23 protein-coding genes and 1 pseudogene are annotated in these 20911 nt (G+C 61.0%); 14 read left to right on the forward strand and 10 right to left on the reverse strand.

The genetic code is table 11. The features are described from left to right. The first annotated feature begins 161 nt into the window (after positions 1-161). From QO034_RS07295 to QO034_RS07305, 3 genes are all read left to right on the forward strand, one after another. Positions 162-740 (forward strand): DUF3611 family protein, encoded by a 579-nt coding sequence (locus QO034_RS07295; RefSeq protein WP_284484854.1) that lies wholly within the window; start codon positions 162-164, stop codon positions 738-740. Next, positions 737-1867, forward strand: coding sequence for an AI-2E family transporter (locus QO034_RS07300; RefSeq protein ID WP_284484855.1), 1131 nt, complete (start codon positions 737-739; stop codon positions 1865-1867). The genes QO034_RS07295 and QO034_RS07300 overlap by 4 nt, the downstream gene beginning before the upstream one ends. Positions 1868-2343: 476 nt before the next feature. Then, complete coding sequence (locus tag QO034_RS07305) at positions 2344-2811, forward strand: hypothetical protein (RefSeq protein WP_284484856.1); 468 nt, start codon at positions 2344-2346, stop codon at positions 2809-2811. A gap of 33 nt (positions 2812-2844) precedes the next feature. On the opposite strand, the gene QO034_RS07310 is transcribed toward QO034_RS07305, so the two are convergent. Further along, positions 2845-3762, reverse strand: coding sequence for a LysR family transcriptional regulator (locus tag QO034_RS07310; protein WP_284484857.1), 918 nt, complete (start codon positions 3760-3762; stop codon positions 2845-2847). Positions 3763-4205: 443 nt separating this feature from the next. Here QO034_RS07310 and tig point away from each other — a divergent pair, with 443 nt between their 5' ends. Then, on the forward strand, positions 4206-5537 hold the full coding sequence (gene tig, locus QO034_RS07315) for a trigger factor (RefSeq protein ID WP_284484858.1): 1332 nt from the start codon (positions 4206-4208) through the stop codon (positions 5535-5537). Positions 5538-5704: 167 nt separating this feature from the next. On the opposite strand, the gene QO034_RS07320 is transcribed toward tig, so the two are convergent. The 4 genes from QO034_RS07320 to QO034_RS07335 all read right to left on the reverse strand — a co-directional run bounded on the left by QO034_RS07320 (position 5705) and on the right by QO034_RS07335 (position 9950). After that, positions 5705-6547: an acyl-homoserine-lactone synthase gene (locus QO034_RS07320; protein ID WP_284484859.1), complete on the reverse strand. Its 843-nt coding sequence runs from the start codon at positions 6545-6547 to the stop codon at positions 5705-5707. 91 nt (positions 6548-6638) lie between these two features. After that, positions 6639-7340, reverse strand: coding sequence for a LuxR family transcriptional regulator (locus QO034_RS07325; RefSeq protein WP_284484860.1), 702 nt, complete (start codon positions 7338-7340; stop codon positions 6639-6641). A 36-nt stretch (positions 7341-7376) separates the two neighbouring features. After that, complete coding sequence (locus QO034_RS07330) at positions 7377-7781, reverse strand: helix-turn-helix domain-containing protein (protein WP_284484861.1); 405 nt, start codon at positions 7779-7781, stop codon at positions 7377-7379. Between the two features lie 210 nt (positions 7782-7991). After that, complete coding sequence (locus tag QO034_RS07335; protein ID WP_284484862.1) at positions 7992-9950, reverse strand: bifunctional 2',3'-cyclic-nucleotide 2'-phosphodiesterase/3'-nucleotidase; 1959 nt, start codon at positions 9948-9950, stop codon at positions 7992-7994. A gap of 148 nt (positions 9951-10098) precedes the next feature. On the opposite strand from QO034_RS07335, the gene aqpZ reads away from it, so the two are divergent. Continuing rightward, positions 10099-10788: an aquaporin Z gene (gene aqpZ, locus QO034_RS07340; RefSeq protein ID WP_284484863.1), complete on the forward strand. Its 690-nt coding sequence runs from the start codon at positions 10099-10101 to the stop codon at positions 10786-10788. 49 nt (positions 10789-10837) lie between these two features. Here the strand turns inward: aqpZ and QO034_RS07345 are convergent, their stop codons facing one another. Then, positions 10838-11326: a lytic transglycosylase domain-containing protein gene (locus QO034_RS07345; RefSeq protein ID WP_284484864.1), complete on the reverse strand. Its 489-nt coding sequence runs from the start codon at positions 11324-11326 to the stop codon at positions 10838-10840. 166 nt (positions 11327-11492) lie between these two features. On the opposite strand from QO034_RS07345, the gene QO034_RS07350 reads away from it, so the two are divergent. Then, positions 11493-11912 carry a DUF1330 domain-containing protein gene (locus QO034_RS07350; RefSeq protein ID WP_284484865.1) on the forward strand — a complete coding sequence of 140 codons (420 nt, stop codon included), beginning with the start codon at positions 11493-11495 and terminating at the stop codon, positions 11910-11912. Continuing rightward, positions 11912-12496, forward strand: a complete 585-nt coding sequence (locus QO034_RS07355) for an isopropylmalate isomerase (RefSeq protein ID WP_284484866.1) — start codon at positions 11912-11914, stop codon at positions 12494-12496. Before QO034_RS07350 ends, QO034_RS07355 begins: the two co-directional genes overlap by 1 nt. 60 nt (positions 12497-12556) lie before the next feature. On the opposite strand, the gene rplI is transcribed toward QO034_RS07355, so the two are convergent. From rplI to rpsF, 3 genes are read right to left on the reverse strand one after another with little or no spacing between them, the layout of a single operon-like run. Continuing rightward, complete coding sequence (rplI, locus tag QO034_RS07360) at positions 12557-13186, reverse strand: 50S ribosomal protein L9 (RefSeq protein ID WP_284484867.1); 630 nt, start codon at positions 13184-13186, stop codon at positions 12557-12559. Between the two features lie 12 nt (positions 13187-13198). Next, on the reverse strand, positions 13199-13426 hold the full coding sequence (gene rpsR, locus QO034_RS07365; protein ID WP_184565978.1) for a 30S ribosomal protein S18: 228 nt from the start codon (positions 13424-13426) through the stop codon (positions 13199-13201). A 29-nt stretch (positions 13427-13455) separates the two neighbouring features. Continuing rightward, on the reverse strand, positions 13456-13809 hold the full coding sequence (gene rpsF / locus QO034_RS07370) for a 30S ribosomal protein S6 (RefSeq protein WP_284484868.1): 354 nt from the start codon (positions 13807-13809) through the stop codon (positions 13456-13458). A 395-nt stretch (positions 13810-14204) separates the two neighbouring features. On the opposite strand from rpsF, the gene QO034_RS07375 reads away from it, so the two are divergent. Continuing rightward, positions 14205-14777 (forward strand): YceI family protein, encoded by a 573-nt coding sequence (locus QO034_RS07375; protein WP_284484869.1) that lies wholly within the window; start codon positions 14205-14207, stop codon positions 14775-14777. Between the two features lie 105 nt (positions 14778-14882). Continuing rightward, positions 14883-15467 (forward strand): YceI family protein, encoded by a 585-nt coding sequence (locus tag QO034_RS07380; protein ID WP_284484870.1) that lies wholly within the window; start codon positions 14883-14885, stop codon positions 15465-15467. A gap of 54 nt (positions 15468-15521) precedes the next feature. Here the strand turns inward: QO034_RS07380 and QO034_RS07385 are convergent, their stop codons facing one another. Further along, complete coding sequence (locus tag QO034_RS07385; protein ID WP_284484871.1) at positions 15522-16757, reverse strand: cytochrome b/b6 domain-containing protein; 1236 nt, start codon at positions 16755-16757, stop codon at positions 15522-15524. Between the two features lie 185 nt (positions 16758-16942). Between QO034_RS07385 and fabD the strand changes: the two genes are divergently transcribed. The 5 genes and pseudogenes from fabD to QO034_RS07410 all read left to right on the forward strand — a co-directional run bounded on the left by fabD (position 16943) and on the right by QO034_RS07410 (position 20877). Further along, positions 16943-17887 (forward strand): ACP S-malonyltransferase, encoded by a 945-nt coding sequence (fabD, locus tag QO034_RS07390; RefSeq protein WP_284484872.1) that lies wholly within the window; start codon positions 16943-16945, stop codon positions 17885-17887. A 5-nt stretch (positions 17888-17892) separates the two neighbouring features. Continuing rightward, positions 17893-18630, forward strand: coding sequence for a 3-oxoacyl-[acyl-carrier-protein] reductase (gene fabG, locus QO034_RS07395; RefSeq protein ID WP_284484873.1), 738 nt, complete (start codon positions 17893-17895; stop codon positions 18628-18630). 489 nt (positions 18631-19119) lie between these two features. After that, positions 19120-19353, forward strand: a complete 234-nt coding sequence (locus QO034_RS07400) for an acyl carrier protein (protein ID WP_284484874.1) — start codon at positions 19120-19122, stop codon at positions 19351-19353. A gap of 188 nt (positions 19354-19541) precedes the next feature. Further along, positions 19542-20023, forward strand: a pseudogene (locus tag QO034_RS07405) (GNAT family N-acetyltransferase). A gap of 110 nt (positions 20024-20133) precedes the next feature. Then, positions 20134-20877 carry a 1-(5-phosphoribosyl)-5-[(5-phosphoribosylamino)methylideneamino]imidazole-4-carboxamide isomerase gene (locus QO034_RS07410; RefSeq protein ID WP_284484875.1) on the forward strand — a complete coding sequence of 248 codons (744 nt, stop codon included), beginning with the start codon at positions 20134-20136 and terminating at the stop codon, positions 20875-20877. Positions 20878-20911 lie beyond the last annotated feature (34 nt).

A 20911-nucleotide genomic window follows, 5' to 3' on the forward strand; every position in this document is an offset into this window, starting at 1 on the left:
GCTCGGCGGGGTCAGTGTCCGCAAGGACCGCATGACGCGAACACGACAGGATATGCGCTTGCGCAGCCGGCATCCGGGAATGCAAGCTGCCGGCGGAACAATGGGGTTCGACGACTGACGCCAGACCTGGCGAAACCACAGACCAGAAAGGGTCAAGAGGGATGAGCAAGACCGTCATGTCCTGGAAAGAGAATCAAACGGCGGGAGTGTCCAAGGCACTGCTGCGCTTCGGCCATTTTGGCTTCTGGTTGCAACTGGTATTCCTCGTCGTCATTGTGCTGCTGGGAGGCTACGTTGCTCGGATCGTCCGCGGCGGAATCGGGCTGGAGAATTTCCTGGCCCTGATCGGGCTCTTGCTGCCGCTCTTCACCACGTTCTGGTGCCGCGTTTATATCTTTCTGGGCCGCGCGATGGCGGGACCCGAAAAACCCAACCCGGCGCGGGTGCGCAACCGGGTCTGGATCGGGTTCTGGGCCGGAACGCTTGGTATCAGCGTATCGATGTTGTCGCTCTTCGGCGCGGCGTCCGCGCTGCTGGTGACGATGCTTTCGAACCCGCAGGTCGGGATTCAGGTGTCTCCCGCGACGGGCGGGGCCACGGCCTACACGGTTTCCGCCATCGACGCGGTCAGTATCTTCGCCCTTCTGTTGACCCAGACGTCCGAACTTCTGGTCGCGGCGATTTCCCTTCGCCTTGTCTTCCTTGTCGCTCGGTCGACCCGTCAGGAGACCGCGGAGTGAGCAGCGAGAGCCAGGACCCCGGCGAGACCACCAAGGTGCCGGAGTCGGGTACGGAACCCATCATTCGCATGGCGGCGATTTCAATCACCGTTGCCTTGTGCGTGGCGCTTCTGACCATCGGTGCGGGTTTCCTCGTGCCGATTGCCGAGGCATTGATCGTATGGTTCATTCTCAACAGGTTCGCCTTGCAGCTGCGCAGGTCTCCCGTGATAGGACCCATGCTGGGCAATGGCACTTCGATAGCGCTGGCGGCGGTGCTGATCACCCTGATCGGTCTGGTAGGCGTCTATAGCGGCGTCCGCAGTTTCCTGAATGCCGGCTCGCAGGCGATGTCTTTGCAGACCAGCATGGATCCTGTGATCCACTTCATCGCGCGGGTGTTGGGCACCGAAACCTCGCTGGTCGTGGATTACGTGTTCGACAGGATTGGTTTCGAGACATTGTTCCAGAAACTGGCGCTTGGGCTGCTGGGGCTGATCAACCAGTTCGGCGTCGTGGCAATCTACGTGGCGTTTCTGGTGGTGGACCAGGCGTTCTTCGATGCGAAAATGCGTGCGCTTTACCCGGACCCGCAGACCCGCGCCCATGCAAAGGCGTTTCTGGCCGACATTTCGCGGCAGATCAGCTCCTACCTCTGGATCATGACCCGCGTGAGCCTGATGACCACTGTCCTGAGCTTCGTCGTGATGCTGGGGGTCGGGCTGGACAGCCCGGATTTTTGGGCGATTCTGATCTTCGTGCTGAACTTCATCCCCACCATCGGATCGATCCTCGGCACGATCCTGCCAACCTTCTTCGCGTTGGTTCAGTTCGACAGTCTCGGGCCGGTCATCATCTTGCTGGCGGGGATCGGATCGGTGCAGTTCGTGATCGGGAATTTCGTCTTTCCAAAGATGGCGGGCGAAACCCTGAACATGAGCCTGTTCGTGACCATCTTCTCACTGTTTTTCTGGGGGTCGATCTGGGGCATCACGGGCATGTTCCTCGCGGTGCCGCTGACCGCGATCCTCGTCATCGTGCTGAGCCGGTTCCGGATCTCGCGGCAGGTGGCGATCATGCTGTCCAAGAACGGGCAGGTCGGGACGCCGAACCCAGAGCCAATCGCTCCCGAGACTCGCAAGACCTGACCGGGGGATACCCGCAGCGTGGGTTGAGCCTTTTTCCTACAGGGCGGGCCAGGGACAGGCACTGTCCCGGCGGAATTGCCTTGCAATCCGCCAGCCGGGGAACAGGACGTGGCGTATCTGCCCCATGGCGCATCCTTCCATTCCGACGAATGGATCGCGCCATCAAACCGTGGGATCGGGCAGCTGGGCATTTCGATGCCAGTCGTGTTCAGTGTAAAGGAACCAGCATCGAAAATCCCATTCGCACGTTCGGTCGGCGATTGGCCTTCGACCGTGCCTACTACTCCTTGAAGAGGTCCGGCTGCTCCGCTTCGAACATTTCGACTTTGCCGGAAAACCTGTCCGTCTGTGCAAAGACACCTTGCGCATTTCGCCAATGCCTGTGCGCCGATGGACATCACATATTCCAATCACGCGCAACGGCCATTCCGATCATTCGGTGCGGCCCGAACCGAAAAGCAACCCAGGAGAAGACCATGCAGACCCTCAAATCCCTCACCGCCCTCACCGTGGCCCTCGCCCTGGCGGCGCCCGGCATCGCCGCCGCGCAGAGTGCCGCCCATGACGGCCATGCTGCCTCGGCGCTGGAAATCGTGCTGAATGATGGCGCCAAATGGCAGGGCGATCAGAACATGCTCACCGGCATGAGCGCGATCCACGCCACCATAACCGGGAACCTGGACGCGATCCACGCCGGCAGCCTGTCGGCCGATGCCGCCGGCGGGATCGCCGCCGATGTGCAGAAGCAGCTCGATTTCATGGTCGAGAACTGCGTGCTGGAGCCCGAGGTCGACGAGCAGTTCCACATCGTCCTCGGCGAGGTGATGGCCGGTGTCGCGGCGCTCGAGGCAGGCGAGGTGGAGCCGGGCGCGGTGACCATCGTTCAGGCGCTGAACGCCTATGGCGAGCATTTCGAGCATCCGGACTGGCGGATGATCGACTGAACGCGCGCCCGCAGGGACGACCCGGCCGGGGCATCACGCCCCGGCCGGTTTTCCGTCACGCGGGCGGCGGCCCTCCAGCAGGTCGGCCTGCGCCGCCAGTGCCTCGGCGATGAAATCGACGAAGGCGCGGATGCGGGCGGTCTGGCGCAGATCCTCATGGGTGAGCAGCCACAGGTCGAGGCGGAAATCGTCCGGGAACGGTGCCACGCGCACCAGTTCGGGGTCGGGATCGGCGATGGCGCAGGGCAGCGGCGCAAGGCCGGTGCCGGCGCGTGCCGCCGCAACCGCCGCCGAGATCGAATTGGTGCGGAATTGCGGGCGCAGGCCGGGCAGCCAGTCCTTGAGCGCCTGACGCAGGGGCGCATGGCCACTGCCAAAGCCGATCCAGTCGTTGCGCGCCAGATCTCCGGCGATTCCGGCACGCTGGCGCGCGGCGCTGGCATAGACGCCGAAGGCCAGTCGTCCCACCCGGCGTCCGACCAGGGTTTCCTGCACGGGATTGCCAAGGCGCAGAGCCACATCCGCTTCGCGCCGGGTCAGATCGAGCCGCATGTCCGAGACCAGCAGTTCCAGATCAATGCCCGGCCATTCGCGCCGAAACGCCGCCAGATGCGGCGGCAGCAACCCGATGGCCAGCATGTCGGTGGTGGTGATGCGGACCTGTCCGCTCGGCCGCTGGTCCTGGCCCGTGACCTGGCGGCGGATGGCGGCGATCTCGTCGTCGATGCGGGCGGCCGCCGGCTGCATGGCCTCGCCGGCGGCGGTCAGGGCGTAGCCCGAGGGCAGGCGCTCGAACAGACGCACGCCAATGCGGTTCTCGAAGCTGCCAAGGCGGCGAAACACCGTCGAATGCGTCACGCCCAGCAGCCGCGCCGCCCCCGACAGGCTGCCCGCCTGCGCGATGGCCAGGAACAGGCGGTAATCGTCCCAGTTCTGTTCCTGTGCATCCATGCAAGAATTCCTTACGTTGACCGCTTGTCCCTGCGCGCTTGCGGACAGCCTATCTTGAAGATGCCAGCAAGGTCCAGCCCGAAGCCGGGCCGCACGGACAAAGGAGAAAGCCATGCCCGGCACTGAGTCGCCGAGGCCAAGGTGTGTTTCAAGACCGGCCGCGTCGAGGTGGCCCCTGACGCCGCCGCGTCGAAGATGCGCAGGAGGAACGCGCGCCCAGCCGGCGCATGATCGAACGCTTCGCGCAAGGGTATACATCCGGCATCTGGAGAATGCCGGGCGCATCGACATGCTTGCGGTGTGCGCCACCGGGACGACATCCGGTGCGGCGCTGCTGTCCGATAACCGTCAATGCCCCTTGCGCCGACCTGCGCAGACAAATAGAAGGCCACAAATTTGAACGTTGTGCGTATTGCGCACGCAGGAACCTATGGGGAACTAGGATGCAGGTCACAGAGACGCTGAACGACGGACTGAAGCGAGGCTACGCGATCACGGTTACGGCTGCCGAGCTGGAAGCGAAGGTCAACGAGAAACTTGCCGAAGCCCAACCCGAAATCGAGATGAAAGGGTTTCGCAAGGGCAAGGTTCCGATGCCGCTGCTGAAGAAGCAGTTCGGTCAGCGTCTGATGGGCGAAGCGATGCAGGAAAGCATCGATGGCGCCATGAGCAAACATTTCGAGGAAAGCGGCGACCGTCCGGCGATGCAGCCCGAGGTCAAGATGACCAACGAGGACTGGAAGGAAGGCGACGACGTCGAAGTCGCGCTGTCCTACGAAGCCCTTCCGGCCATTCCCGAGGTCGATCTGAAGTCGGTCACGCTGGAAAAGCTGGTGGTCAAGGCCAGCGAAGCCGACGTCGAGGAAGCCCTTGGCAACCTGGCTGAAACGGCCCAGAACTTCGAGCCGCGCAAGAAAGGCTCCAAGGCCAAGGACGGCGATCAGGTCGTCATGGATTTCGTCGGAAAGGTCGACGGAGAAGCGTTTGAGGGCGGTGCGGCCGAGGATTATCCGCTGGTCCTGGGATCCAACAGCTTCATCCCCGGTTTCGAGGATCAGCTGTTGGGCGTGAAGGCCGGCGAAGAAAAGACCGTGACTGTCAGTTTCCCCGAGGAATATCAGGCCACGCACCTGGCCGGGAAGGAAGCCCAGTTCGATTGCACGATCAAAGAAGTCAAACAGCCGGTGGCGGCGACCATCGACGACGAGCTGGCCAAGAAATTCGGGGCAGAGGATCTGGCGGCGCTCAAGGTCCAGATCGGCGAACGTCTGGAAGCGGAATACGCGGGTGCCTCGCGGGCCGTGATGAAACGTGCCCTGCTGGACGCTCTGGACAAGTTGGTCGAATTCGACCTTCCGCCGAGCCTTCTGGAAGCGGAAGCGGGACAGATCGCCCACCAGCTCTGGCATGACGAGAACCCGGATGTGACCGGCCACGATCACCCGGAAATCACGCCGACCGACGAGCACCAGAAACTGGCCGCGCGGCGCGTCCGCCTCGGGCTGCTGCTGGCCGAGCTTGGACAGAAGGCCGAAGTCGAAGTCACCGACGCCGAGATGACACAGGCGATCATGAACCAGGCCCGTCAGTATCCGGGGCAGGAGCGCCAATTCTTCGAATTCGTGCAGCAGAACCAGCAGATGCAGCAGCAAATGCGCGCGCCGATCTTTGAGGACAAGGTTGTCGACTACATCTTCGAACTGGCGACAGTCACGGACAAGGAAGTCGGCAAGGACGATCTCCAGAAGGCTGTCGAAGCCATGGAAGACGAATAAGGATCAGTCCGTCTGGCCCAAGTGCCAGGCTTTCTGATGCGGAAACGGCAAGAGCCGCCTCTGAGGGCGGCTCTTTTCGTTTTCGAGTGTAAGTCTTGGTCGTGAGTGGTCTTGGCCTGAAATGAAATTGTCGGTTCTGCCAGCTCCGCCAGGCAGGCTTGACCAGATCAGTTGAAACGACGCAGGGCTTGTCGCGATTTGTCCGACAATGTGCCCGATACGGCTTCGATGAGCTGGCGGACCGCCACGATTTCTTCGGGGCTGTTTGCATCGCGCAACTGCTGGACGAAGTAGTCCTGCAATTCGCCCGATGAGCCTTTGGCCGGACGAAACGGAATGCAGTTGTCGGACTTCGGCCGCGATTTTTCGGCGATAAGGGCAATCACCTCTTCTTCCGACGAGAACACGTTGCCGCGGATGTCCGAAAATTCGCGGATGCTGGCAATGCGTTCGTCCGAGCAGTCCATCAGCGCGGCCATGGCCGTCACTTTTCCCATCGGTTTTGCACTGCCGACATAATCATACGGCGCGTTCCCGGACCGTTTGAGCACCCGGTTCATCACCGGGTCGATGACGGCCACAGCGTCGAGCACGCCGGCTTTCTGGGCGTATTCGAAGGCTCCGATCATGACCTCGCTGGTCACGTAGGAAATCGAGTTGCGCGATTTTCCGCCCGAAAGCCTGGCTGTGTCGACGCAGAACCGTGTCGCTTCCCAAAGCCGGGAGCTGCGCAGAGGCGGTTCGCCATCAAGAATGCTGTAGAACACATCGGCCAGCATGTGCGGGCCGGTGGTTTGCAGCAGTCGCATGCACCCGACGACATTCCCGTCATCGTCGAGGCTGACGACATGCGTCGGATCGAGATCGTCGAATTCGTCTCTTTCCATGCCGTCCTGAACATTCACGTCCCAACCCAGACGGCCCTGGAACACGCGCGCGCGAAGCCTGTACATGTCATCCAGAACCGAACCGAATTTGTGCCTGTTCAGTGAGTCTATCGTAATGATCATTTTCGTTCCCCATCTATTCCTGCCACCAAAACTATAGATGCAGGATATTTGATCTATTGGGGAATTCCCGTAGGTCGATTTTCCGACGCTGTCAGCCCGGCATGATCAGGTTGAGACCAATTGCGCGGCCAACCGCCTGCGGCGTCGAAAGGGCGCCGAGCTTTTCGCGCCCGGAACGCAGGTGAACTTCGACGGTGCGGTGTGAAATGGACAGGATATCGCCAATGTCCTGCTGAGACTTGCCCGCGGCCACCCATTGCAGAATTTCGACTTCGCGGGAGGACAACGCAGGCATCGAGATCGCCCGCGCCAGCACGCCCGTTTTCGTCACGTTGTCATGCATGTGAACGGCGGACGCCTGCAGGTCGCCGATCACGGATTTTTTCAGCTTCTCCCATTCCACCGGGGAACAATCCCGGGTGACGCTCAACAGCCCGCAATCGCCGTAAGGGCCGCGGACGGGAACCGTCAGGCCGCGATCGCTTATCCCGAAATCGTGGGCATCCTTGAAAACCTTGGTGAATTTCGTGTTCTGTTCGAAACAACCCCAATCGACGGGAGCGATGCTTTTTGCGGATTGCGTCAAGGTGGGGTCAAGGTTGTGGTAGCTTTGCTTTGCGTAATGTAACTTCCATGCGTCAGGATAATTGGCATAGCCCTGCACGTCGCCGCTGACCGGATTGATCGTGGCATAGGACGCGTAGTCGAATTCGAGCAACTGACACAACTCGTCCAGATAGGACCCAGCATGCTGGTGCACGTTCTGTACCGAACTGAGATCGATCAGTTTCAATTCTGTGTCCTCGGTGCCGGTGCATGAATGCCCAGGCTAGCTTGGCACCTTCAGTCTGGGTTTCGTGTCGGTATCTGCCATCGAACGGATGAACGCCAGGACAGCCCGTTTCTGTTCGCCCGGAAGGGAGCTGTAGGCCTCCACCATCTGGACAACGTCCGGATCGGACAAGTAGGTCAGTTTGTCCAGCAACACGGGCGCATCACCGGTGCCGTCATCTGTCCCTTGTTCGATACCATCGAAGAAATGCGTGACATCCACATTCAGAGCGTCCGCAATCGCCCACAGCCTCGAGGCACTGACCCGGTTGGATCCGGTTTCATACTTCTGAACCTGCTGAAATCTGACTCCGACCGCGGAGCCGAGATCGGCCTGGCTCATGTTCGCGGCGAGCCTGCAAGCGCGGATGCGCTGTCCAACTACTACGTCCACCATGTTCATCTGCGTCAAAATCTCCGATTTGTTCGCGCCTGATCGTCCGGTTCCCGCGGGTAATCGAGGTCGGCCCGCGAGTGAACCAGAGCCGCATCCGGTGCTACCGTCTCCTAGCCCTTGGCAAAGTCTGCATGACATTGCCCGAACAGGCAATGGCTTTCTGATTGAATTGACCTTGCATTTTATCCAATCGGTTGAATGACCGATGGTGCGCTGTCACAAGTCGATGCGGTAACGGGCGAAACCGTCAGGGCCATTCCCGGCGGGTTCGATGACCACGCCCTGCACGTCGTCCAGGTAGGTCTGCGATCTTGGGCCGGTGTCGAACAGGACGGATGCGCCGTCCAAGGGTTTGAACGACCAGTTCGCGTCCGCCCTGGGGTTGATGGTGCCGTGTTGAACGATGTATCGGACGATCACATCGCGGTTCGTGTCGGGACCTTCGAAAATCACGGTATCGTCCATAGCACCGGGAAAACTGCCGCCGCCGCTTGCACGGTAATTGTTGGTCGCGATGACGAAGTTCTGTTCCAGGTCAATTGGTTGCCCGTCAAACTTGAGGTCGGTGATACGGTTCGCTTCGGGATTGATCAATTCGCCCTTGGTGTCGAATTTCGATGGCTGGCTGAGATCGATCCGGTAGGTCACGCCGTCAATCACATCGAAATTGTAGGACGGAAATTCAGTGTTCAGCAAAGGCTGGTCTGGTTTGCCGGGTTCGATCCGGTTGAACATCCCGGCAGAGCGTTCCAGCCAATCCTTGACTTGTGCCCCGGTGACGAGCACGGCGCGCGCCGTGTTCGGGTAAAGATACAGGTCGGACACGTTCTTGATCGCGACATCTCCCTTTGGCACGTCCGTGTAGTATTCCGGGCCGCCCCGGCCGCCGGCCTTGAACGGCGCCGCGGCCGAGAGGACCGGCAGGTCTTCGTACTCCGTTCCGAGCAGCATTTCCTTGATATACCAGGTCTGCGCCATCGACACGATCTGGATCGACGGATCGTCCGCCACGAGCGCGAAATAGCTGTGCAGCGGTGCATTGGTCTTGCCGACCGCGCGGCGGACATAGGCAAGCGTTTCATCGTGTTCCTTCTGGACGGATGCCAGAACCGCCGCGTCGCTTTCCACCAGCGCCGTGTAGGAACGGTCTTCGTTGCGCCGGGAAATGGGCCGGGCTTCGGCGGAATGGCCGGTGATGCGCCAGCCATTGCCGTCGCGTTCTAGGATCAGGTCGATCACACCCAGATGGCTGCCCCAGAACCCGCCCATGGTGGCGGGCTTGCCGTGGATCGTGCCGGCCTGCGCGTCGATGGCGGCGTAACCGGCATAGGTGTCGGACGGAAAGACGAGGTGGCTATGCCCGGTCATCACCGCGTCGATCCCTTCGATCGCCGCAAGCGGGACCGATGCATTCTCCATCCCCTCGCTTTCCTGCGCCGCACCGATGCCGGAATGAGACAGCGCGATGATGATGTCGGCACCCTGTTCCTTCATCTCGGGCACCAGCGCACGGGCGGTTTCAAGGATGTCGCGCGCCTGCACGTTGCCTTCGAGATGGCGGCGGTCCCAATTCATGATCTGCGGCGGGACAAATCCGACGAGGCCGATCCGGATCGGAAGTCGCGTTCCCGCCCCGTCCGTCAGGGTCCGGTCGAGAATGACATAGGGGTCGATCAACGTGGTGTCGCCGCCGGGCGCGGCCCCCAAGGCCTTGGCGACGTTGGCGCAGACAACCGGAAAAGCGGCTCCCGCCAGGGATTTCATCAGGAAATCGAGCCCGTAGTTGAATTCGTGATTGCCCAGCGTCGCCGCGTCGAATCCGACGGCGTTCATGGCGGCGATCACCGGATGCATGTCGCCTTCCTTCATGCCGCGTTCATAGGCGATGTAGTCGCCCATCGGGTTTCCCTGAAGAAAATCGCCATTGTCCAGCAACAGGGAATTGGTTGCCTCCGCCCGGATCGCGCGCACGGTCGATGCGGTGCGTGCAAGCCCGACCGTGTCGCGCGGTTTGTCCGCGTAGTAGTCGTAGGGAAACACATGCACATGCAGATCGGTGGTTTCCATCAGGCGCAGGTGGGCCTGGTTTGCCGCCGCGTGAACCGAAAACGGATGCAGGGCGATCAGACCGGCGCTGCCGGCGAGGAAGGAACGGCGATCAAGATGGAGCGGCATGGGATTGTCCTTTTGCTGGGGCGTCGGGTCGGTATGGATCGGCGTCGGCGCGGGATCGGTCGAAAACGTGACCTTCGTGTTCTCAAATGCTTTGCCAAAATTTCAGAATCAGCAAATGGTTTTCCCTGTGGTTTCCTGGAGCATGAATATGACAAAGAAATTTCTGGCCGAGTTTTTCGGCACCTACTGGTTGGTTTTCGGCGGTTGTGGAAGCGCGATCCTGGCGGCAGGTGTCGCGAATGTGGGAATTGGCTGGCTTGGGGTCAGCCTCGCTTTCGGCCTGACCGTCCTCACCATGGCCTATGCTGTCGGGCATATATCCGGAGGCCATTTCAATCCTGCCGTGACCCTCGGGCTGGTCATCGGCGGCCGACACAGCAGTTCCGAATTGCTGCCCTACTGGGCTGCGCAGGTCCTTGGGGCGACGGCGGCCGCGGCGACGCTTTACGTGGTGTTCACGGGGATGGCCGATTTTCAGGGCGTCGGTGGCTTTGCTTCCAACGGGTTCGGCGAAGCGTCGCCGGAGAAATACGGGATGCTGTCCGCGCTCGTGATCGAGATCGTCCTGACCGCCTTCTTCCTGATCATCATTCTCGGGGCGACATCGAAGGGGGCGCCCGCCGGGTTTGCCCCGATCGCGATCGGTCTCGCATTGACGCTCATCCACCTGATCTCGATTCCGGTCACGAACACCTCGGTCAACCCGGCGCGGTCCACCGGGGTGGCCCTTTTCGCGGAGGGGCCTGCCTTGGGCCAGCTCTGGCTATTCTGGGCCGCGCCTCTGGCCGGTGCAGCGATCGGCGCAATGATCTGGAAGATGATGACGACAGACGACTGATGCGGTGACGCGGCAGAGGTTTAGCCTGTATTGCCGCGTGCCGTGCCGTTCATTCGATGACGGTCGGTTGCACCAGTCCGGTTTCGACCAGCATCCCGCGTTTCTTGGCTTCGTAGTAATAGCCGCGGGAATAGTGTTTGACCGCGTTGTCGTAGCTGCCGTCGGCCAGCAACCAGGCGCCGCGCAGATACTTGCCGGCGTATTTCAAGTTGGTTTCGGCATCCAGAAGATCCTCCGGCTTGCCGCGGAACCCCATGGATCTTGCGGTCGCCGGAAGGATTTGCAGCAAACCGTAATAGGGGCGGTTGATCGCTTCGGGGCGGTGGGTGCTCTCGCGAATGGCGAGACGATGCACCAGCGGCCGCGGAATTTCGTAAAGATCGGCGTAGGTATTGATCAGCTCGCGCAGTTCCGGTGTTTCGTTGGGATATAACGGCGTCGCGGCCAGGCGTTCCGGAGTTTCGTTTCGGGCACAGGCGGATGTTGCAAGGCCGATTGCGATGACGGCCAGGGCACGCCGGCGGGACAGAGGAGACATGTGGTGACCAAGGTTGTTTCTACTGCGCGAAAACCGTTACCGGATCGGCGGCGCAGGGCAAGAGGCATGGGAAATGATGCGCGGCGATCTGCCGATGAGATGGCTTGTCCCGGAGCCGCGGTCAGGCCAAGTTGACGAATAGGCGCATGGGCAAGAGGCGAAGCGAATGGAACACGTCGGCTTTGGCAAGGAAGAATACGAGGCGTTCAAGGCGAATGACCGACCGGGTCCGATTCACATGCTCAACCTTGTCCTGCTGCGTGACTGGGCCGACTACCCGGATGGATCGCGTGTCAGCGGCAGGGATGCCTACGCGGCCTATGGACGATTGAGCGCACCGATTTTCGCACGGGTTGGCGGGCGGATCGTCTGGCGCGGCAGAATGGAACAGATGGTCATCGGCCCCAGGGACCGTGTCTGGGACTTGTGTTTCATCGCCGAGTATCCGCAACCGTCGGCGTTCCTTGAAATGCTGAAAGACAGCGCATACCGCGAGGCCATGCTGCATCGTCAGGCGGCGGTCCGGGATTCGCGCCTGATCCGCATGGCGCCGCAGGAGACCGGGGAAAATTTCGGGAACGGCTGATGCGGGAATATCCGATGATCGCGTGGTCGGACCTTAGCGATTGCGTCTTTGCCCGCTGGTCGCCGAAAATCGGCGACGCAAGTGTCATGGGATGGGTCACGGTGGCAGCCTATGGCGGCGCGGCACTGCTGTGCGCGGTGGCGTTCTCTCGGGCGCCGGACCGGGCAGTTCGGGTCTTTGGATGGGCGCTTGCCGTCTTGCTTGCGGCTTTGATGGTCAACAAACAACTGGACCTGCAATCGGCTTTCACGGCAACCGGGCGCTGCATTTCCCAGATACAGGGCTGGTATGAGCACCGCCAGCAGTTCCAGTTCCGGTTCATACTCGGTTTGCTGGCCGTCTGTGCAATCCTGGGAGCAGGGGCATTCTGGCTGATGCGGCAGCACTTGCGGCAGGTCTGGCTGGCGCTGCTGGGGCTGCTTCTGGTCATCTCCTTCGTCGCAGTGCGCGCCGTCGGGTTTCACCATTTCGACGAGGTGATCAATTTCCGGGTGAAAGATGTTCGGATGAACTGGGTCCTGGAACTCAGCGGATTGGTGCTGATTTCGATCAACGCGATCTGGCTGCTGTTCCGGCGCGACTGACACGAAAAAGCCGCGCGGGAGGGAACCCGCGCGGCCTTGTCATGCGTCCTGTGCTTTCGATCAGGCTTTGCTGTCGTCTTCGGTCGCTTCGGTTTCCACGCGAGCGGCTTCCGCGAGATCGTCGTCATCCGAGGCGGCGCTTCCGATGTCGTCGAACAGTTCGGCGATCTCGAATTCCGCTGCGGCCTCTTCCTCGGCGGCGAGTTCCTGGATGGATTTGCCGGAGGCTTGCAACTCGGCCTCGTCCGTCGATCGAGCGACGTTCAGGCGGATTACCGCAGTCACTTCCGGGTGCAGCACGATCGTGACGGAATGCAGACCGAGTTCCTTGATCGGCCGATCGATGATGACCTGCTTGCGGTCGATCGAAAAGCCTTCCTCGGTTGCGACATCCGCGGCGTCGCGTGTCGTGACCGACCCGTAGAGCGAACCGGCGTCCGACGCGGAGCGAATCACGATGAACTGCTTGCCGTCCAGTTTGGCGGCGAGCGCTTCAGCTTCCTTGCGGGTTTCGAGGTTGCGCGCTTCAAGCTGGGCCTTCTGCGCTTCGAAACCGGCGATATTCGCTTCGGATGCCGACAGGGCCTTGCCCTGCGGCAACAGGAAATTGCGGGCATAGCCGGATTTCACGTCGACGACGTCGCCCATCTGGCCAAGCTTGGCCACGCGTTCCAAAAGGATCACTTGCATTTCAAAGTCTCCTTAGTTCACGGCATAGGGCAGCAGGGCGAGGAAGCGGGCGCGCTTGATGGCGCGGGCCAGTTCACGCTGCTTTTTCGCCGAGACGGCGGTGATACGGGAAGGCACGATCTTGCCGCGTTCGCTGATGTAGCGCTGCAGCAGGCGGGTGTCTTTGTAGTCGATGGCCGGAGCGTTGTCGCCGGAGAAGGGGCATACTTTGCGACGGCGGAAAAATGGTTTGGCTGCCATGGTTTACAGTCCTTTTCTCAAGCTTCTGATCAACGACGTTCGCGGCGTTCGCTGCGGTCGTCACGTTTCTGCATCTGAACCGACGGCAGTTCCTTGTGCTCATCGACGCGGATGGTCAGAACCCGCATGACGTCGTCGTGCAGACGCATCAGGCGTTCCATTTCCTGCACCGCCGGCGCCGGGGCGTCGCTGCGCAGGAACGCATAGTGCCCCTTGCGGTTCTTGTTGATCTTGTAGGCCATCGTCTTGACGCCCCAGTATTCGTGATCGACGAGGCTTCCGCCATTGTCGGTCAGAACGGCTCCGAAATGTTCGATAAGGCCTTCGGCTTGCGTGTTGGACAAATCCTGACGCGCGATCATGACATGCTCATAGAGTGGCATGTGGACTCCTGTCTTGTTTCAAGGCGCATTTCAAAGGAGGGGCCAGACCCTTCCGCGGCCCCGCCACGAGAGACTGCGCGGTTCAATTGGTTGCGAAAGGAGCGCTCCGTATACACGCTTTGCCAAAGGTCGCAAGCCCGACACGTCAATCCGGCGGGCGGCCGGCGTCTTTGGGCCGCCGGACAGGCGTCCTGTCGGTGTTTTCTGTCGCTTGTTCTTTCGGGATGCGCCTACCGTTGCACTCCGCGCGGCTCAGACCGTCCATTTGCAGGACAAGGTTGGCTTGCGGCCCTTGAATCCGCGCCACACAACCGGGGCCGTGACAGATTGGCCCTTGAGGAATCGCAGTCACGGACCATCTGATTTGATGGAAGTGCCGCCCAAGGTTTGAAGAGATGAAGAAGGCCCTGTTTGGACTGTCGCTGACCATTCTCGCCGCGCCGCTGAGCGCGGAGACAGGACGCTATGTTCTCGATCCCAGCCACAGCCAGGTTCTGTTTCAGTATGAACATCTGGGATATTCGACCACATGGGGGTTGTTTTCCGGGTTCTCGGGAGAGATCGAGTTCCATCCGGATGACCCCGCAGCCTCCAGTGTAACGGTTTCCATACCCGTGATGTCGATGATGACGGGCTGGCAGGAACGGTTCGAGACGTTCATGGCCGATGGGTTCTTCGGTGCGACGGAGCAGGACATGATCACGTTCAGGTCCACCCATATTACGATTACGGGTGAGAACCGTGCGGACATCGCCGGTGATCTGTCGATGAACGGGATCACGCGGCCGGTGGTCCTGGATGCACGGCTGAACCAGATGGGACCGCATCCGATCGAAAACAGGGCATGGGTCGGGTTCGATGCCACGGCGACACTGATACGGTCGGATTTCGATCTCGGGCAGTTCGCGCCTTTCGTGGGCGACGAGGTGAAAGTGCAGATATCGATCGAGGCCGGCAAGGCCGAATGAGACCTTGAACGACTGGAACTGGCCCTTGCAATGATCATAGCACTTGCCCGCCGGGGCTTGAATGCGCAACCTGTCGGCGACTCAAGGCTTCGGGAGATCATGAAGGTGAAGGTGAAATTTGTCGCGGTCGCTTTGGCGGTTGTTGCCGCCTGTGCGGAAGCGGATACCTGGACGGCCGATCCTGATCACACCGAAGTCCGGGCGTATTGGGACCATTCCGGTTTTTCGGAACAATCGCTCGAATTCACGAAGTTCGACGGATCGCTTCAGTTTTCCCTGGACGCCGTGCCGCAGTCGAATGCGTTCTTCAGCATTCCCGTGAGCAGCATCGCGACAGGTGTCGCGCAACTGGACAAGGATCTGCTTGGACCGACCTTTTTTGACGTCGAGAATTTTCCGAACATCAGTTTCCAGTCCTCGTCTTTCCGGCAGGTCGGACCCAGGAGCGTCATTGTCACAGGCGATTTGACAATCAAGGACGTGACCAAGGCAGCGACATTCGATGTCACTGTCCTCAATCTCGGGGAACATCCGGTCGGTCGCTTCTACAAGCCGTTTCAAGGCACGTGGCTGGGGGTTTTCGCAGTCGCCACGATCAAGCGTTCGGAGTGGGGAATGGGGGCGTTCGTACCGATTGGATCGGACGAGATCCGGATCGAAATAAATTCGGAACTGAAAGCAGAGAACTGAACCTGTTCGTACGTGTCGGAACTTGCGGTTCCCGTGATCCGGGGGCGCGCGCCGTCACGGATTCCCGGACGGTGGCACGCGTTCGGCAGTCAAATCGACCTTGACTTGCACGTATCGGCCAAGCGTTTTCGGGTCGGTGACAGTCGTGCCGATACCGTGCATCAGTCGATCGACGATCACGGCGCCTGAAACGGTCGCCGTGTCGCCGGCCAGAGTCAGATCAAACGGCATCGAAACTGGAACCGAAATGCCGCGAATGGTCAGGGGGCCGGACAGGACATAACCTTCCGTGGTTCTTGAGATGTCGCTGCGAAAATGCGCCACAGGAAAATCGATCCCGTCCAGAAAGTCCGGACCCGTCGCCTGGGAGGAGACTGATCCCAAGGCGAGTGACCGGATCGACACGGTGACGTCGACATGCCCCGCTATTCCGATGCTGTCCCGTTCTTCAAAGAAGATCGAGGCAGTCCAGTCGTCGAAACGGCCTGCCACCGGACTTCCAAGCTGTTCGATCGTGATGGCCAGTGTGCCGTCCGTGACAGTCCAACCGCTTGTTTCCGTCGCCAGAGGGACGCCGGAACTTTCGCCGGGGCGCTCGGTCGCGTACATGCCCAGACCCGCTCCGACCGCTACTGCGATTGCCCAGATGGCGAGAGCCAAGGCACCTGGAAGGGCGGAGCGGCCTCGTGCAACGGGAACGGGGATCTCGGACCGCCCGGGCCACATGCGCAACAATGTGGCGTCGCGGTAAGCGAAGTGGTGCAGGAAAGCGCCCGCGACATGCAAGAGGATCGCCAGGACCAGGACTCGCTGCAACACGATGTGCAGACCGGCGAACACCGATGCCAGAGCTTCTGAAGGCGGCACGAACGGCAGGGACTGCCCGAATGGCCACAGGATCGGCGCGAATCCTGTCGCTGCGGAGTGATGCAGCCAGCCGGTCAGTGGAACCAGCAAAAGCGAACCGTAGAGAAGCCAATGGATCGTCCGCGCTGCGAGCATCTGAATACGGGGCGTTTCGGGCAAGGGGCCGGGCGCGGGTTGAAGAAAGGCCCAGGAGATACGCGCCAGCGACAGCAGGAAGATCGCGACTCCAACGGTCTTGTGCAGGGAAAACAGCAGCAGCGACCGGTTCAGGAGATCTTCCGTCGTGCCGGGCGCGAATGCTTCCTGCGCCATCCTATTCGCGATCAGACCGAGCGGGATCACGATCAGAATCATCAAGGCGGTCAGCCAGTGAAGGGTCTTTGTGACCGCGCCGAAGCGCCTGTCCGTGTTGGCGAAATTCATACTGCGCTCCGCTGACTGCGGTCAGGATAGGCATTATTGAAGGGCGCACAATGTTACGGTTTGACCGGCAGGCCCGAATTGCCAGGCCCGACGAGCATCTGCGGCTTCGTATGGGAACCCGCAAGCCGCCGTTGCCTCTCGATCCCGCGCGGGCTATGCCGGACCTGGAAAAGTGGAGACGCAAGATGAGCAGAGCATTCGTATTTCCGGGGCAGGGCGCGCAGACCATCGGGATGGGACAAGCCCTTGCCGAGTCTTATCCGGTGGCGCGGGCGGTATTTGAGGAAGTCGACGAGGCGCTTGGCGAAAAGCTGAGCGCGCTGGTCTGGGAAGGCGATATCGAAACGCTGACCATGACGCGGAACGCGCAACCAGCCCTGATGGCCACGTCGTTGGCTGCCATGTGTGCGCTGGAAGCGGAAGGTGTGAAGATCACGGATGCGCGTTTTGTTGCAGGTCATTCGCTTGGTGAATATTCGGCTCTCGCGGCGTCCGGGGCGCTGAGCATTAGCGACACGGCCAGATTGTTGCGCGCACGCGGAACTGCCATGCAGGATGCGGTTCCGGTCGGCGTTGGCGCGATGGCGGCGCTTCTGGGGCTGGACCTTGAAGCCGTCCGGGACATTTCAAAGGAGGCGGCGCAGGGCGAGGTGTGTGAAGCGGCCAATGACAATGACCCGGCGCAGGTGGTCGTGTCCGGCAACAAGGCTGCGGTGGAACGCGCGGTGGAACTGGCCAAGTCGCGGGGCGCCAAGCGCGCGGTCATGTTGCCGGTCAGCGCGCCGTTTCATTGCCGCTTGATGCAACCGGCAGCCGAGGTCATGGCGGAGGCATTGGATGCGGTTTCGATTTCCGCTCCTGCGATTCCCCTGATCGCCAATATCCTGGCGGAGCCGGTGGCCGATCCGGATCGGATCCGGTCGCTTTTGGTGCAGCAGGTAACGGGTGCGGTCCGGTGGCGCGAAAGCGTGCTTTACATGGGATCGCAAGGTGTTGACGAGATATGGGAAATCGGCGCCGGAAAGGCGCTGTCGGGCATGGTCCGCCGGATCGACCGGAATATCTCCTGCCGGGCGGTCGGGGGTCCGGAAGATGTCGCGGAAGCTGCAGACAAATTGAAGCAAGGATAATCGAGATGTTTGATCTGACCGGAAAGACGGCGCTGGTTACCGGGGCGTCCGGTGGCATCGGCGGCGAAATAGCACGAATGCTTGTGGAGGCGGGCGCGACCGTGAGCCTGTCGGGCACGCGCGTGGAGCCGCTCGAGGCATTGGCGGCGGAGCTTGGCGACCGGGCCCATGTGCTGCCTTGCAACCTGAGCGACATGGCGGCAGTCGACGCGTTGCCGAAACAGGCCGTCGCGGCGATGGGCAGCCTCGATGTCCTGGTCAACAACGCCGGGATAACACGTGACAACCTGTTCATGCGCATGTCCGACGACGAATGGCAGAGCGTGATCGACGTGAACCTGACCGCCACGTTCAGGCTGTGCAAGGGCGCGATCCGCGGGATGATGAAGGCGCGTTGGGGCCGGATCGTGAACATCAGCTCGGTGGTCGGCGCGACCGGCAATCCGGGGCAGGCGAACTATGCTGCGTCCAAGGCCGGGATGATCGGCATGTCCAAGAGCCTCGCCTATGAGGTGGCCAGCCGGGGGATCACCGTGAATACCGTGGCGCCGGGCTTCATTGCGACGGCGATGACCGACAAGCTGAGCGACGACCAGAAAGCCGGGATCCTGGCCCAGGTGCCGGCGGGACGCATGGGAGAGTCCCACGAGATCGCTGCGGCTGTGTTGTATCTGGCGAGTCCGGAGGCGGGATACGTCACGGGCGCGACGCTGCATGTGAACGGCGGCATGGCCATGCTCTGATACGGCGCTTTCCGGGGACGGAAAAATGGGCTGATCAGCCGAGGTTCACGATAAGGTTTTTCAGGTCTTTGAGGACTGAAGCACCTGAAGCGCGGCCCGCATGGCGATGCCGACCAGAAGGTCGGAGATGCGGCAAGTTCGACGGATTGGTGCGCCATGGATCGGGGTTTTCCTGATTCACAGGCTTTTGACACGCGCGCGATTTCGACTCCGCTCTTGTTTCGAATGCGGGAACGGATTATCTGCGAAAACAGGATAAATTTCGGCAGGTTCCGACCAGGGACGAGGCGCTTGCCGGGGTTTTCGAAAGCGTTTGCCAATTTTTCAGTCTATGCTATAGGCGGCGCAGAATTTGACAGGGAGCGAGTGCGTTCTTCTGTCGTCCCCGGCGATCCGGGACCGAGCCGCCTGATGAGGGCAAAACCAACCCACCCGAACGGGCAAGGGCAGACTTGGGCGAGAAAGCCCACAATGGAATGAGGACCAAACATGAGCGACGTCGCAGACCGCGTTAAGAAGATCGTTGTGGAACATCTGGGTGTTGAAGAAGACAAAGTGACTGAAGGCGCTTCGTTCATTGACGATCTCGGCGCGGACAGCCTCGACACTGTCGAACTGGTCATGGCCTTCGAAGAAGAATTCGGAATCGAAATCCCCGACGATGCCGCTGAAACCATCCAGACCTTCGGCGACGCGGTGAAGTTCATCAGCGAAGCCTCCTGATAGTCAGCCAGAACTATTTCTTGATCGGCGTCCCCGGACAGGTGGCGCCGATTTCCTTTTTGCGACCCTGTGACTTGCGTCCATCGGATTCGCTGCGACACTGATCCTGCAGAGCAGAGGCCGGAGAGCGTCGCCACATCATGCGAACCATACCCAACATCAATACGGCGCGTCTGACATTGCGCGCCATGCGTCCGGAGGATTTCGGGCGCTACGCGGAAATCTGGTCCGAGCCGGACGTCGTGCGCCACATCCAAAGCGCTCCGCGCACCCGCGGACAATCCTGGGATGCGTTCCTGCGCAATGCGGGACATTGGCAGATGGCGGGGGTTTCGGACAATGGGCCATCGTCGAGCGGAACAGCCGTCGGATGATCGGGCAAACCGGGTTCTTTTTCGCCGCGCGCGGTCTGGGCGAAGACTTCGATTCCCATCCCGAAGCTGGCTGGGTTCTCGCTTCGGAGGCGCGGGGGACGGGATTCGGACTGGAAGCGGCGCAGGCCGCGCATGAGTGGTTCGACCGGATCATGCCCGGACCCCTGGTCGCCATGATTGATCCGGACAATACTGTTTCGCTGCGACTGGCCGCGTATCTGGGATACGCGGAGATACGGGAATCCGAAAGCGACGGTGCCGCCGTGGTTCTTCTGCGCCGCCACGGCCCACCATAGCGCCTGGCTACGCCGCAAAAGGCAGAGACAGAGACGCAAACCGCAGACGTTCCGGCAAAGGTCGTGCTATGGTCCCGAGCGAGAACGGGCCACCAGCAGGAGTTTGCGTCATGTTGATCTATCCGACCATTGAATTGCAGCAAGGGCGTTGCGTGTCACTGGACAAGGGACGACTGGACCAGGCCATGATCTGGCATGTCGATCCGGTCGAAACGGCCCGTGGCTTTGCGGCTGACGGCGCCGAATGGATGCATGTCACAGATTTTGACGCCGTTGAGGGGCGAACCGACAACAGCGATCTTATCGAGACCATCATACGGGCCGCGGGCATTCCGGTTCAGTTGGGCGGCGGAATCCGAAGCCGGGAAACGGTGGAACGCTGGATCGATAAGGGGGTCGGCCGGGTGGTGATTGGCACCCTCGCGGCGCGCGACCCGCAACTGGTGCAGGAACTGGCGAAATATTACCCGGACCAGATCGTTCTTGCGGTGGATGTCTGGCAGGGGCAGGTCATGACCGAGGGGTGGCGCACCGCCAGCGCATTGACGCCCGAGGCCTTTATTTCGGCGTTCGGCAATGCGCCTTTCGCGGGGATCATCATTACCGATGTCGATACGGACATCTCCGAAGTCGATGCGCAATTGGGCCTGATTTCGGGTCTTGCGAGGCACGCAAGTTCGCCGGTGATCGCGAGCGGAGTCGTGCGCGGCGCCGATGATATCGCGCGGCTGGCCCATATTCCGAACATCGCCGGCGCCCTGGTCGGCCGGGCCTTGTTTCAGAAGACGATCGACCTGAAGGAAGCCTTGCGCACGGCGCAGCCGGGACCGGGGCGGATCGCCGAGTTCCTGTAACGTCACGGTTCCACATTAGGACTGTCCGGACGCG

Source organism: Sedimentitalea xiamensis (assembly GCF_030164465.1).
GTDB classification, from domain to species: Bacteria; Pseudomonadota; Alphaproteobacteria; order Rhodobacterales; family Rhodobacteraceae; genus Sedimentitalea; species Sedimentitalea xiamensis.